The organism is Gimesia fumaroli (genome assembly GCF_007754425.1).
In the GTDB taxonomy this organism is placed as follows: Bacteria; Planctomycetota; Planctomycetia; order Planctomycetales; family Planctomycetaceae; genus Gimesia; species Gimesia fumaroli.
Map to the genome: position 1 here is coordinate 6,986,870 of NZ_CP037452.1, position 12,242 is coordinate 6,999,111.

9 protein-coding genes are annotated in these 12,242 nt (G+C 50.2%); 7 read left to right on the forward strand and 2 right to left on the reverse strand.

The features are described from left to right. The first annotated feature begins 70 nt into the window (after positions 1 to 70). The 4 genes from Enr17x_RS26345 (at position 71) to Enr17x_RS26360 (ending at position 5,728) form a co-directional block, all read left to right on the forward strand. Positions 71 to 1,378, forward strand: a complete 1,308-nt coding sequence (locus tag Enr17x_RS26345; RefSeq protein WP_145312947.1) for a phenylacetate--CoA ligase family protein — start codon at positions 71 to 73, stop codon at positions 1,376 to 1,378. A gap of 135 nt (positions 1,379 to 1,513) precedes the next feature. Further along, positions 1,514 to 2,992: a sulfatase-like hydrolase/transferase gene (locus tag Enr17x_RS26350; protein WP_145312949.1), complete on the forward strand. Its 1,479-nt coding sequence runs from the start codon at positions 1,514 to 1,516 to the stop codon at positions 2,990 to 2,992. 118 nt (positions 2,993 to 3,110) lie between these two features. Then, complete coding sequence (locus tag Enr17x_RS26355; RefSeq protein ID WP_145312951.1) at positions 3,111 to 4,370, forward strand: outer membrane protein assembly factor BamB family protein; 1,260 nt, start codon at positions 3,111 to 3,113, stop codon at positions 4,368 to 4,370. A gap of 167 nt (positions 4,371 to 4,537) precedes the next feature. Continuing rightward, positions 4,538 to 5,728, forward strand: a complete 1,191-nt coding sequence (locus tag Enr17x_RS26360) for an SGNH/GDSL hydrolase family protein (RefSeq protein WP_198000822.1) — start codon at positions 4,538 to 4,540, stop codon at positions 5,726 to 5,728. Between the two features lie 39 nt (positions 5,729 to 5,767). Here the strand turns inward: Enr17x_RS26360 and Enr17x_RS26365 are convergent, their stop codons facing one another. Beyond that, on the reverse strand, positions 5,768 to 7,276 hold the full coding sequence (locus tag Enr17x_RS26365; protein ID WP_145312955.1) for an arylsulfatase: 1,509 nt from the start codon (positions 7,274 to 7,276) through the stop codon (positions 5,768 to 5,770). A 442-nt stretch (positions 7,277 to 7,718) separates the two neighbouring features. On the opposite strand from Enr17x_RS26365, the gene katG reads away from it, so the two are divergent. Further along, positions 7,719 to 10,085, forward strand: coding sequence for a catalase/peroxidase HPI (gene katG / locus Enr17x_RS26370; protein ID WP_232100865.1), 2,367 nt, complete (start codon positions 7,719 to 7,721; stop codon positions 10,083 to 10,085). 121 nt (positions 10,086 to 10,206) lie between these two features. Here katG and Enr17x_RS26375 read toward each other — a convergent pair whose 3' ends face one another. Continuing rightward, positions 10,207 to 11,130: a metallophosphoesterase family protein gene (locus Enr17x_RS26375; protein WP_145312956.1), complete on the reverse strand. Its 924-nt coding sequence runs from the start codon at positions 11,128 to 11,130 to the stop codon at positions 10,207 to 10,209. A gap of 180 nt (positions 11,131 to 11,310) precedes the next feature. Here Enr17x_RS26375 and Enr17x_RS26380 point away from each other — a divergent pair, with 180 nt between their 5' ends. After that, positions 11,311 to 11,619: an ArsR/SmtB family transcription factor gene (locus Enr17x_RS26380; protein WP_145221875.1), complete on the forward strand. Its 309-nt coding sequence runs from the start codon at positions 11,311 to 11,313 to the stop codon at positions 11,617 to 11,619. Positions 11,620 to 11,669: 50 nt separating this feature from the next. Then, complete coding sequence (locus Enr17x_RS26385) at positions 11,670 to 12,230, forward strand: rhodanese-like domain-containing protein (protein ID WP_145312958.1); 561 nt, start codon at positions 11,670 to 11,672, stop codon at positions 12,228 to 12,230. Positions 12,231 to 12,242 lie beyond the last annotated feature (12 nt).

Sequence of the window (12,242 nt, forward strand, 5' to 3'; positions counted from 1 at the left end):
TTGCGGCAGAATAAGAGATATCTTGAAATAACCTCACTGATGTCCCAGAATGAATCAATTAAGCAATTTTATGAATGAGTCACCAAACCGGCCGGAAAACCAGAGTCGGGAAGTAATCGAAGCACGCCAACTGCAACGTTTGCAAGAACTTGTGAAAGAGGTCTCTGCTTCCAATCCTTTCTGGCAAAACAAGTGGCAGGCAGCAGGTGTGACGGCTGAGTCAATTCAAAGCCTGTCCGACCTGCAGAAATTGCCGATCACGACGAAATCCGAACTGGTGGAAGACCATTCGTCACATCTCCCTTATGGAACGAACCTGACCTACCCGCTGGAACAATACACGCGGATGCACCAGACATCAGGAACCACCGGTTCCCCGATGCGCTGGCTGGATACCAAAGCCAGCTGGGACTGGTTTGGCGAATGCTGGGCGCAAATTTATCGGATCGTAGGCCTCTATCCGGAAGACCGGGTTTTCTTTCCCTTTTCCTTCGGCCCCTTTATTGGATTCTGGGCCGCCTTTGAAGGTGCCACGCGGCTGGGAAATTTCTGCCTGGCAGGGGGGGGCATGGGAAGTGAAGCGCGGCTGCGCATGATTCTGGATAACAAAATCACCGCAGTCTGCTGTACGCCGACTTATGCGCTGCGACTGGCCGAAGTGGCTGAAGCAGAGAACATCGATCTGGCCAGTAGTCGAGTGCGGGCTTTGATCGTGGCCGGAGAGCCGGGGGGAAATATCGAAGCGACCAAGCTGCGGATTGGACAGGCCTGGGGAGCACGCGTTTTTGATCATTGGGGCATGACGGAAATTGGTGCATTGGGAATTGAACCACTGGAAAATCCGGGAGGCTTGAACATTCTTGAAACGGAATGCATCGCCGAGATCGTGAATCCGGAAACGCTGGAGCCCGTGGAACGGGGAGAGCAGGGGGAGTTAATCATCACGAACCTGGGACGGATTGGTTCACCGCTGATTCGTTACCGTACCGGAGATCTGGTTTGTGAAGATACTGATGCCTGCCCGTCCGGTCGCGCGTTACTGCGACTGAAGGGAGGGATTTTGGGACGCGCCGATGACATGGTCATCATTCGCGGCAATAACGTTTTTCCTTCCAGTCTGGAAGCCATCCTCCGCACCTTCGATCAGCTGGCAGAATATCGTATCGAAGTCCGTACGATTCGTGCGATGCAGCATATGAAAATTGAACTGGAGCCAATTGAATCCATTACGTCCGATGAACAACAGCAACAACTCGTGAAAGAAGTCACCAGCGCGATTAAAGATCGTTTGAACTTTCAGGCTGAAGTCACTGCAGTGCCTCCCGGCTCACTACCGCGTTTCGAGCTGAAAGGCCGCCGCTTCTTCAAAATTGACTGATTTCGCAATTGAACAGGAATTTAGCAGGAACTCGCCCGACATCCATGTTAGAATTTGAAGTTGACTGGCTTTTTCGCAGTCTCAAACAGCCTCAAATATATCCAGCCGTCGCTCAAACCTTCCGGAATAGACACTATGACAACATCGAGACGTAATCTGTTTTTGGCAGTACTCGTTTTAGCAGGGCTCTGCCTGCCTTTGAATCGAAGTGAAGCAGACACGCAAACCAAATCGCGTCCTAACATCCTGTTTCTGTTTAGTGATGACCAGCGGGCCGACGCCATTGCCGCCTATGATAATCCCCATATTCAAACGCCGAATCTGGATACGCTGGTGAAAACCGGTTTCAGTTTTCGGAATGCCTTTTGTATGGGGTCGATTCATGGAGCCGTCTGCCAACCCAGCCGGGCGATGCTCAACAGTGGACGCACGCTCTATCACGTACCCATGGATCTGAAGGGAGTCATCACACTGCCTCAATTATTGAAGCAGGCAGGTTACACCACGTTCGGAACGGGGAAATGGCACAACCAGCGTGACTCATTCCAGAAGAGTTTCACAACCGGCACCGCTGCTTTTATCGGAGGCATGTCGAACCACTTAAAAGTTCCTGTCGTTGATTTGAAAAATGGAAAGTTTCAGAACAAACGGCAGGGCGCCAAGTTTTCGAGCGAATTATTCGTTGACGCGGCTGTCGATTTCCTGAAGCAGCAGCCTAAAGACAAACCCTTCTATGCCTATGTCGCTTTCACAGCGCCTCACGATCCTCGTATGCCACCTGCTTCAGCTATGAAGCCTTATCAAAACGCACAACCGCCGCTACCGAAAAACTTCAAACCTCAGCATCCGTTTAACAACGGCTGGATGACAGGCCGGGATGAAGCATTAACGGGCTGGCCGCGACAGCCGGAAATCATTCGCGAGCAGCTGGCAGAATATTACGGCATGATCACGGACATGGACTCACACATCGGGCGAATCTTGAACACACTCAAAGACAAAGGGTTCGACAAGAATACGATTGTCGTGTTCTCTTCCGATCATGGGTTGGCGCTGGGCAGTCATGGTTTACTCGGAAAACAGAATCTGTACGAGCACAGCATGAAGGCACCGTTGATTTTCAAAGGCCCCGGCATCCCGCAAAACAAATCGACTGATGCACTGGTTTATCTGTACGATATCTTTCCGACGGTTTGTGATCTGACCCATATCACAGTTCCCCCCGGAGTCGAAGGTTCAGATCTGGCACCGATCTGGAGAGGTAAAACAGACCGCGTTCGTGATTCGCTGTTTACGACCTATGAAGACTTGATGCGGGCGGTTCGCGATGATCGCTGGAAACTGATCCGCTATCCGCAAATCAATAAGACGCAACTCTTTGATCTTAAAGAAGATCCTCATGAACTACAGGACCTGTCCCAGAATCCGGGGCAAAAAGAGCGGGTGCAGAAGATGCTGGCACAGTTGAAGGACTGGCAGAAAAAAACGGACGACAAGCAGCCGCTCACATCTGATCATCCCAAGCCGGAAAACATCGATTTAACGGGGCGAAAGCGAAAACCAGACCAGCACCAACCTGACTGGATCGTCAAAAAATACTTCGATTCTGAATGAAATCCGTTTTCCAGCCATGCTATAATCGGAGTTCTCTCCACAAACGTAATCCATCCAAATAAAAGAATTGATCTCTGAAATCAGTTCATAAAAGACTCACAAATTCCGAGGTAACCAAATGAAAGCTTTATTGGCAACAGTCACGCTATCTCTGTTGATTGCATCCACCACGTTTGCCGGCAACTGGCCTGGCTGGCGCGGCCCGACTTCCAACGGCGTCGCAGAGGGAAGCGGCTATCCTGTTTCCTGGGGCAGCGACAAAAACATTCTCTGGGAAGTCGACTTTCCCGGCGTCAGCGGTTCGACACCCGTGATCTGGGGCGATGATCTGTTCCTGACGACTACTTCCGAAGGAAAGAACCGCGTTCTCTGCCTGAATAAAAATACCGGCAAGAAAAAATGGGAAACAGACTTCGGCACAGAACGCGCCGGGAAACACAAAAAAGGAAGTGGCAGCAGTCCTTCGCCGGCCACCGACGATCAATTTGTCTTTGCCTACTTCAAGAGCGGTGATCTGGCCTGCCTCAATAAAGAAGGAAAAATTCTCTGGCAGAAAAACCTGCAGAAAGAATATGGCGAAGATACACTCTGGTGGGACCTGGGAACATCTCCCGTTTTGACGAATAAACTGGTTGTCATCGCCTGTATGCAGAGTGACAACTCTTATCTTGTCGCCTTTGATAAAGCCACCGGAAAAGAAGTCTGGAAGCAGGATCGAAATCTGGATGCACCGGAAGAAGCCAACCAGAGTTATTCGACTCCTGTTGTCGTGAATCAGGATGGGAAAGAACTGATTTATGTACTCGGTGCCGATCACGTGACCGCCCATGATGCCGGTTCGGGTAAAGAACTCTGGCGGGCCGGTGGTTTGAATCCGACACAGCATAAATACTTCCGTTCGATCTCTTCTCCCGTTGTCAGCGACGGATTTCTGATTGCTCCTTACGCCCGCGGCGGTTCCGTGACCGGAATTGAGCTGGGCGGAAAAGGCGATGTAACCAAGTCGCATGTTGCCTGGACGAATGAAGCCAAGGGAGATTTCTCTGACGTTCCGACACCTGCCGCCATCAATGGTCGCTTCTACATCTGTGCCGACAAAGGCGAGGTTCTCTGTTTTGACGTCAAAACCGGGAAGAAAATCTGGGGCGATCGCCTGCCTCGCAGCCGTCACAAATTCAGTGCCTCACCAATTCTGGCCGATGGTCATATTTACGTTACACGTGAAGATGGTACGACCTTCGTCCTGGATCAAGGTGATCAGTTCAAAGTCGTCTCCGAAAACCCGCTGGAAGGTTTTGCGCTCGCGACTCCGGTTTTCTCAGACGGAAAAATCTATCTGAAGATGACAGACAAACTTTACTGCATCGGGAAAAAATAATCAGCCGCATATGCTAAAAACTAGGGGGACAGGTTGACTGCCTGTCCCTCTTTTTTCGAATAATTTTCGACTAAATGAAACTAAGAAAGTCGCCTGACAACAGACGCTGCTTTTGTTGGTCTCCCTCGCACACTCGTCTGGTTACCCGATTTTTAAATGGAAGCAACATGAATTCTGTATTTCGATTTGCATTACTCTTCAATCTCTGCCTGTTCCTTTATTGTGGTACGTCTCATGCAGAGGAACCAGCGAAACCTGAGACCGAACAGAAGGCGCAAGATCCTTTACGGTTGATTTTGCCTGAGATCATTTATGCGGTTCCCGGAATGGAAACCAACATTTATTTTGACAACGTTTGTCTGGTGTTGAATCCCGCGAATTATGTGTTTGACGTGCACTGTAATAGAGGGCATTTACAGAATGAACGCTGGACGTTCACTCCTGAAGAAAAAGAAGTTGGCGATTACAAATTCACGTTAAATGTACTCGACCAGAAGAATCAGATTGTTGCTTCAAAGGAATCAAGACTTCGTGTTGTTCCCCAGGATGCTGGAAAAGAGAAGACGGCCAGCATCCTGATGATTGGTGACAGTTTGACACACAACTCGATCTACCCGAAACATGTTCGCGATCTGAGCCAGAAATTTCAAGGGCCTGCTCTGAAACTGATTGGCTCGCATAACCCGAAGAACGAAGAAGGCGTGCAGCATGAAGGCTATGGTGGCTGGACCGCCGTACGTTTTGCGACGCACTTTAAAGAGACAGCCCGTACCGGCAACTACCGTGAGCGAGGCAGCCCATTTTTATATGCAGATCAAGAGGGGAAACCGAAACTGGATTTTCCCCGTTACTGTAAAGAGTTCAACGCAGGTACAGCGCCGGACCTGGTCACAATTTTTCTGGGACCTAATGATGTTTACTCTGCCACTGATGAAACGATAGCAGAGCGAACCGACACAATGATCAATCACCTCGATATTCTGGTGAAGATGATTCACGATTTTAATCCCCAGACCAAAATCGGTTTGATGTTGCCAGTGCCTCCCGCGGCGACTCAGGATGCATTTAGCACTACCAACGGTCGTGGCCAGACCCGCTGGCAATACAAGCGCAATCAACACCATGTCGTTGAACGACTCAACTCACACTTCGGAGCTAAAGAGAAACAACAGATTTATCTGGTGCCAACCCATCTAAACCTGGATTGCGTCCACAATTATCCCGCTAAGAGTGTTCCTTTCAACGCACATAACCCTGAGAAAACGGTACGGCAAAACAACGCCGTTCACCCGGCTACCAGTGGTTATCTGCAGATTGGAGACAGCCTGTTTGCCTGGATTAAAGAAGTCTCAAAATAGTCGTTCCAACAAAAGAAGCGAAAGCGATCCCGATCCTGCTTACTGCTGATCCAAAGCAGGGAACGGGAATGTTTTCGAGGGAGTTCGGCCCGTTTTCATAATCGATTTGATCCGAGCGACGACTTCCGGGTTCTGATCGGCGACATCGTGTTGTTCGCTTGGATCAGTTTTGAGATTATAAAGTTCAATCTTCATTTGCGGGTTCTTCTTCCTTAACAGGTTTTGTCGAACCCCTTTCCAGTCTCCCATGTGAACCGCCTGCTGGCCCGTGTAAGCCGGGAATTCCCAGTAGAGATATTCATGCTGTTTCTGCTGCTGCGGTTTGCCAAGCAACGTCGGCAGGAAACTGATGCCATCAATGTCAGACGGCGCTTTGGTTCCTGTGATAGCGCCAATCGTCGGCATCACATCCCAGAAAGCGGACAGATGATCGGTGACTTCTCCCGGCTGAATATGACCGGGCCAACGCACGACAAGAGGCACACGAATACCACCTTCATACAGGCTGCCTTTAAACCCGCGCCAGGGCCCCGCCGATTCGAAGAACTCGGAATCCGATCCTCCCAGACGATCGTAAGTCGGTCCATTGTCAGACGTGAAAAAGACAATCGTATTGTCGTCCAGTTTCAGTTCCTGCAAGAGATCCATGATCTGGCCGACGCCCTTATCCATATGCGTGATCATGGCAGCATAGCCGGCGCGGGGATGTGGGTGTTTAATGTAGCCGCGGTGCTTGTATTTTTCTTCCGGGATCTTTCCTTGATATTCAGCCAGAGATTCTTCCGGCGCCTGAATCGCCAGATGCGGAATGGCAAACGGCAGATACAGAAAGAACGGTCGATCCTGATTCTGGCGAATAAAGTCGAGCCCATTCTCTACAAATTTATCTTGGGAATGCGTTTTACCATATAAGGTCCGGTCGTTGCCCGGCAGAATTTCTTTCTCGTGATTCCGCCAGAGAAACTTGGGATAATGATTGTGAGCGTGAACCTGGCAATTGAAGCCGTAGAACAGATCAAAGCCTTGTAAATTCGGATCGCCGGTTGTCCCAAAATGTCCGAGTCCCCACTTGCCCATGGCGCCGGTGGCATAGTTCTTCTGCTTCAACATTTCAGCAATCGTGATTTCCGAATCGGGAATCGGATGCTGACCGGGATATTCCCACCCCTCTTTTTCTTTCATGTGCTGCACATATTGAGGTTTTCCGTTATTGCGCACGTAGGCGTGGCCGGGATGTTTGCCTGTGAGCAAATTGCAGCGGGAGGGAGCACAGACCGCGTTGCCCGAATAGAACTGCGTGAAGCGAATTCCCTCTTTGGCAATCTTGTCAATGTGCGGCGTTTTAATCCATTTCTGCCCGTAACATCCCAGTTCCTGATAACCCAGGTCATCGGCGATGATGAAAACGATATTGGGATCTCGCGATTTTTCAGCAGAGAAGGCGGTGCTTCCGGAGAGGAGGATCAGAGCCAGAAGGGAAAGCGTCAAAACAAATAATGTCTCTTTCGATTTCACTTCTAATGGATAACGCATTGTCGCAGCCTGCATGGTGATACCTCTGAGCGAGTCATTTAAGGGTTTGTGAAGTGGTTCCCGCTAGTATCAGGCACCTGATCCGTCCGGTCAAGCGCGACGTCAACAGAATCAAGCTCGATCAAATGAAAGACGACGAAAAATGATGTACATTTCACCAAGGCAGGAAAGAATTAACTGATTGTCAGTAAACGACTTGCATCAATTGATGCATCAAGGATCTTCACAGCAGTTTCGATTGCTCCGGCTTGGTGTTATGGATTGTAAGTGCAGTTATATAAGAGGATTATGTCAACGTGATCCCTCGGTCTCGGCGATTTAACAATGCGTTTGGTGCATGGCACCTATACGCAGAATGCATTGGAATTATTAGACGTGCGGGTCCATAATTAACTGACGTTGATTCATCATTCCGCATGGAACACGTTCAATTTCAACCCAAATCCAAGGAGAGATCATGATCAAGACAACGCACTTCGCTCGTGTCATAGTGGGCTGTTCGGTGCTCTGCATCGCGACGGCCGGCTTCGCCCAGAAACATCCGTCCCTCACGAAAGACGGTGGGAAACAGGATATCAGTAAGTGCCCGGTGATGGGTGCACAAAAAAGTCCGTCCCAGAGACACACTGCGGCCGGGGGCATGTCAAACGGGGACTGGTGGCCGAATCAGTTGAATCTGGACATCCTGCATCAGAATTCACTCAAAAGTAATCCGATGGGGGAAGATTTTAATTACGCTGAAGAGTTTCAGAAGCTCGATTTGAAAGCAGTGAAGAAGGACATCAAAGAATTGATGACCACTTCCCAAGACTGGTGGCCCGCGGACTACGGTCACTATGGTCCGTTGTTCATTCGGATGGCCTGGCACAGTGCAGGTACCTACCGCGTGTCTGACGGTCGCGGCGGTGCATCGGATGGCACACAACGCTTCGCCCCCCTCAACAGTTGGCCTGACAACGCAAACCTGGATAAGGCTCGTCGGTTGCTCTGGCCGATCAAACAAAAATACGGCCGAAAAATTTCATGGGCCGACCTGATGGTCTTAACCGGTAACTGCGCCCTGGAGTCAATGGGATTCAAGACATTTGGTTTTGCCGGAGGCCGTGCTGATGTCTGGGAACCGCAAAAGGACGTTTACTGGGGACCGGAAAGTGAGTGGCTGGGTAGCAAACGTTACAAAGATGATAAAAAACTCGATAACCCTCTTGCCGCGACACAGATGGGTTTGATCTATGTCAATCCGGAAGGTCCCGGTGGTAAGCCGGATCCGCTGGCATCAGCGCAGGCCATTCGCGAAACCTTCGGAAACATGGCGATGAATGATGAAGAGACCGTGGCTTTGATAGCTGGCGGTCACACCTTTGGTAAAGCACATGGTGCCGCCAGTCCTAAAGGGAACGTCGGTCCCGAACCCGAAGGCGCCAGTCTTGCGGAACAGGGACTCGGCTGGAAGAACAAATTTGGCAAAGGGAACGCAGATGACACGATCACGAGTGGTCTGGAAGGAGCTTGGACTGCGACCCCGACAGAGTGGTCGAACGGCTATTTCAATAATCTGTTTGGTTACGAATGGGAATTGACAAAAAGTCCGGCAGGTGCGTACCAGTGGACTCCCAAAGAGGAATCTGCGAAAGGAACCGTGCCGGATGCACATGATCCTTCCAAGTCTCATTCACCGATGATGTTCACGACGGACCTGGCTTTGAAGATGGATCCGGCTTATGGAAAGATTTCCAAACGTTTCCATGAAAATCCGGATCAGTTCGCTAAGGCCTTTGCCAAGGCGTGGTACAAGCTGACTCACCGGGATATGGGACCTGTCTCGCGATGTCTTGGTCCGGAAGTGCCTGAAGCACAATTGTGGCAAGACCCCGTTCCGGCCGTCGATCACAAATTGATCGATAAGCAGGATATTGCAGAGCTCAAGGCGAAAATCCTGGCAGCGGACCTGTCCGTTCCCGAGTTAGTTTCGACAGCGTGGGCATCGGCATCGACCTTCCGTGGCAGTGATATGCGTGGTGGTGCCAATGGAGCACGTATTCGTCTTGCCCCACAGAAAGACTGGAAAGCGAACGATCCTGCTACGTTAGCAAAGGTTCTGCCGAAGCTGGAGCAGATTCAATCGGAATTCAACAGTGCTCAGTCGGATGGTAAAAAAGTCTCACTGGCTGACCTGATTGTTCTGGGGGGATGTGCCGCAGTTGAAAAAGCGGCAAAGAAAGGCGGACATGAGGTTCAGATTCCTTTCGCGCCAGGGCGTACCGACGCGACTCAGGAAATGACCGATGTAGCGTCATTCGCTGTGTTGGAGCCAAAGGCAGACGGGTTCCGTAACTATCAGGATCACGGTACTACTTACGACAGACCTGCAGAAGAAATGCTGGTCGATCGTGCCAATCTGCTGACGCTGACTGCGCCGGAAATGACTGCTCTGGTGGGCGGTTTGCGCGTGCTGAATGCGAATTCCGGGAAATCGCCGCTGGGTGTGTTTACCAAGCGTCCGGGAACGCTGAGCAATGACTTCTTCGTGAACCTGCTCGACATGAACACGAAGTGGCAGAAGTCTCCCATGTGTGAGCACTTTTATGAAGGTCGCGACCGTAAGACGGACCAGATGAAATGGATGGCCAGTTCGGTCGATCTTGTGTTCGGTTCGAATTCACAGTTGCGCGCCATCGCGGAAGTGTATGCCAGTGAAGACTCGCAGAAGAAATTTGTCAATGACTTCGCAGCTGCCTGGACGAAGGTTATGAATCTGGATCGATTCGACCTTGATCCTGCTCTGAAGAACGGATCGAAGTCTGTAGCACTTCAACAACGCTAAGCGTTTCAGTTAGTAATTGTTGACGTAATTTGTGGTTGTGAGATGGAGCAAGGTGACGAATCGACATTGATTCCACCTTGTTCCATTTTTTCACTCACACTGCGATGGTACCGACCATCGATTAGCTTTTCTTCCAGTGATAGTCGTCCTGTTTTCGGAATCCATTCAGTACCAGCGAACCATCTTCAAGAAGATCCAGTGTACTGTATCCATTATTTGACAGGCCCGCCCCTTCGACCATCGCGACCATCGTGCAGTAATGAATGCCGCCGATCTCTGAATAGTGGTTACGATGACTGTGCCCCTGAAAGACGGCTGCGACCTTACCCGATTGTTCCAGAACTTTGCGAACCTCGGATGAATTTTTAACCGCATGTGCATCAGTGTCTTTTAGATCGAGCGGCTGATGGGCAAAGATAATCGTGGGATGAGTGGTCTGCTTTAAGTCGGTCTGCAACCATTCCAGTTCTGGTGGGGGAACGTTGGCATCGGTCCATTTGAAATTGCGGCGGCCGTACGGCGTGCCGTCACTTTTGAAGCAGGAGTCGAGTACTACAAAATGAAAGCCGTTTTTGTCGAATGAATAATAAGAGGCCTTCTGGCCGACGCCTTGCAGAAATTCCACTTTTTTCAACTGATCGACACAATGGTTTCCCAGGACATAATGTTTGGGAAACGGCATCGCCGAGATCGCTTTGACGACCGTTTGCAGATGAACTTTTTCCTGCTCCAGCGATTCCCCTGAATCAATCAGGTCGCCATGAAAGACGACGAAATCGGGTCGATCACTCTGAAACTGCCCCACGACTTCTTTCAGCTTCGCAATCGTTTCGCGGTAGTGTCGGGAGCCGGCGGGCGGCTTGTCGGCGTAATGCAGATCAGTCACTAACCCGACCCGCACGGTGCCTCGTTGTTTGGTTTCTTCCGCACGGGCTGATAGCATTCCCAGCGCAGGAGAAGAAACTCCTGCCAGAAACAGGGTGCCATTTTTGAGGAAAGCACGTCTCCCCAGTGGTTCATTTTGCAGAAAAGTCAGATTTGCCATGAGGAGGACCTCGTTGGAAGGTGGTTCTGGTGAATGTCCTAAGTCTCTATTTTGCCAGACATTTATGAAGAATCAATGACCAAAGAATGAATTCCAGCTCTTGAATTTCCTGAAAATTCAGAAATATTGTGATTGACATATCGTAATATCACGATATTATATACATGAGGTAATAAGACCATGATTACAAAAGAAACCCCCGATTTTAACGGACAGGCGCTGGAAGAGGCTGCAGAGTGCCTCAAAGTTTTAGCGCATCCTGCCCGAATTCGAATTGTGCAACTGCTTCTGCGCGGCCGCTATACCGTTGGCGAGTTGGCAGAAGATTGTGGTATTCCCAGCAACGTCGCGTCTGAGCATTTGCGTCTGATGCAGCGGTGTGGGTTTTTCACAAGTGAACGTGAAGGTCGTAGCGTCTATTATCAGGTTGCCGAGCCGCACTTGAATAAAATGATGGCCTGCATTGAAGGACGTTTTTTCCAGAAGTGATCTTTTTTAAAACAATATGTCGTAAAATTACGATATGACGAGGTGGAAAAATGGCAGAAGTCAAAACAATCAAACCGGACGAGTTGGCAAAGCTTCATGAAGAAAAAGGCGTCGATGTAATTGACGTGCGGACGCCGGCGGAGTTTCGCGAAGTGCATGCGCCGATCGCCGTGAATATTCCCTTAGACAAACTGTGTGCAGATCACATCAAAGAACGGACCAATGAAAATGGCGATGCGACCGTCTATGTGATTTGTCAAAGCGGCAACCGTTCTTCGATGGCGTGTCAGAAACTGATTGAATCAGGCGTCACTAACGTGGTCAGCGTCGAGGGAGGAACGAAAGCCTGGGATCAAATGGGGCTGCCTGTAAATCGTGGGAAGAAGACGATTTCGCTGGAACGACAGGTGCGAATTGCCGCTGGTTTTCTCGTGCTGACCGGGGCGCTATTAGGCATGTTTGTGAATCCCTGGTTCAGTGGACTGTCGGCGTTTGTAGGAGCCGGTCTGATGTTTGCTGGAATTACAGATACGTGTGGAATGGCCATGATGCTCGCCAAAATGCCCTGGAATCAGGTTGCGACTGGCGAAAAAGCACAGTGCCGTGTGTAAGAATCCATTCGA